The sequence below is a fragment of the Salinicola sp. genome, assembly GCF_982684285.1.
In genome coordinates this window covers 1-1,748 of record NZ_CEXLVS010000421.1, presented here as the reverse complement: position 1 = coordinate 1,748, position 1,748 = coordinate 1, and the positions used below count along the sequence as shown (strand labels likewise).

The following is a 1,748-nucleotide window of genomic DNA, read 5'->3' as shown; positions in this document are numbered from 1 at the left end:
ATATGGCTGGGCAGGATGGCGAACTTAAAATATTTAAAAACTTACCTAATTCCCCCATTTTTTCTTTAAACTCATCGGGCGTAACAGGCTTAATAATGTAAGCATTACAGCCCAGTCGATAACATTGTTCAATTTCTGCCGGATCATCTGAGGTAGTCAATACAATAATGGGAATATGGCTGGTTTCCACATTACTTTTGATCTCTTTCAGCACATCCATGCCACTTTTTCCTGGCATATTAAGATCCAACAATATAAGGGGGAAATCAGGGGCGGGAAGTTGTTCATAATCACCAAGACCAAAAATCAAATCTAATACTTCTTGACCGCGTTCCAGTTTAAGGATGTTGTGTTTAAATCCCACCCGTCTTAAGTTTCGTTCTACCAAGGTGGCATGTGCAGGTTCATCATCAACCAGAATAATGGTATTAAATTTCATGCTCATAATTTAGCTGCCTACATTTAAACTAGTGAAGAATTGAAATCATATCCAAATCATACTTTGTTACTCAGCCGAGATAATCGGTATGCTGAAGCTAAAGGTCGTACCTTTGTCCAAGGTCGAAGTGCATTGAATTCGACCACCTAAGCGTCTGACCAAGGTCTGAACATAGGTTAATCCCATCCCATCACCGACTACATTTCGCGGCCCAACACGACGGAAAATTTCAAATACATGTTTAATATCCTCTTCCGCAATGCCACGGCCATTATCTTTAATAAAAAAATGCCAACAGTTTTGATCGCGCTCTGCCCAGACTGAAATCTCACCTTGTCGATCTGTCTGGAGAAATTTCACCGCATTGCCCAGCAAATTGCCAAAGATCTGTTCTAAGGCTAATTCATCGGTGTTCAACTTTGGTAACTCTTTTATCGTTAGATTCACTTTATCAAGCTGATATGCCAAGGCCTTGATATTTTTATCTACGATTGCTTCACTGCTCACTAATTCAAGCTCTATATTACGTCGACCTAGCCTTGATAATTCGAGAATATTCGTAATAAGCCCTTCCATTTTCTCCGCTGCCTTATTGATGTAATCCAATGATTCTGGAATCGTCGACTCTAAGCGTTCATTAGTAATTTCAGAAAGAGACTGGATATCCAGCTCAGCTAATAGCGATTCAACATCGAATTTCACCTCATTCGAAAAACCAACAATGCTGACCAATGGAGAACGTAAATCATGCGAAACGATATACGTGAAGTTTTTTAACTCCTCATTAATTTCATGTAACTCCGCAGTGCGCGCTGCAACATCTTGTTCTAATTTGTGTTGATAATCATTACGTAACTGTTCTGCTTGTTTACGTTCACTAATATCACGCGCCACGCCCCGATAACCGCTAAAAACACGTCCCGGTAAAAAAACAGGTACGGCACTTAACTCCATTACAATTGACTGCCCGTCGCTCTTATTGACAAGCAATTCAATATTATTCACCGCCTGGATGTGCGTTGGGTGACCTTGGAAACCTCTGGGCAAATTATCTTTTGACTGCTTATCGACTAGATCAACTAGTTTCCTACCGATAATCTGCTGATCGTCATAACCTAATAATCCTTTTACATAGGGGCTGCTATAGGTAATCACCCCCTCTTTATTGACGGCCCACACCCATTCGTTTATTTCTTCAACTAAAGCACGATAACGATGTTCACTTTCACGAATACGATTAATAATCGGGTTAGTTATCTTCCGGAATAATACCGCTCCAAGGAGAATCATGGTCATGGAAATAAACAAG

2 protein-coding genes are annotated in these 1,748 nt (G+C 40.3%); both read right to left on the bottom strand.

The features are described 5' to 3' along the window. A partial coding sequence (locus AC3AYF_RS20665) for a response regulator (protein ID WP_487780348.1) occupies positions 1–445 on the bottom strand: 445 nt, incomplete at its 3' end. A gap of 60 nt (positions 446–505) precedes the next feature. Next, positions 506–1,748, bottom strand: a 1,243-nt coding sequence (locus AC3AYF_RS20660) for a sensor histidine kinase (RefSeq protein ID WP_487780347.1), incomplete at its 5' end; no start/stop codon positions are given.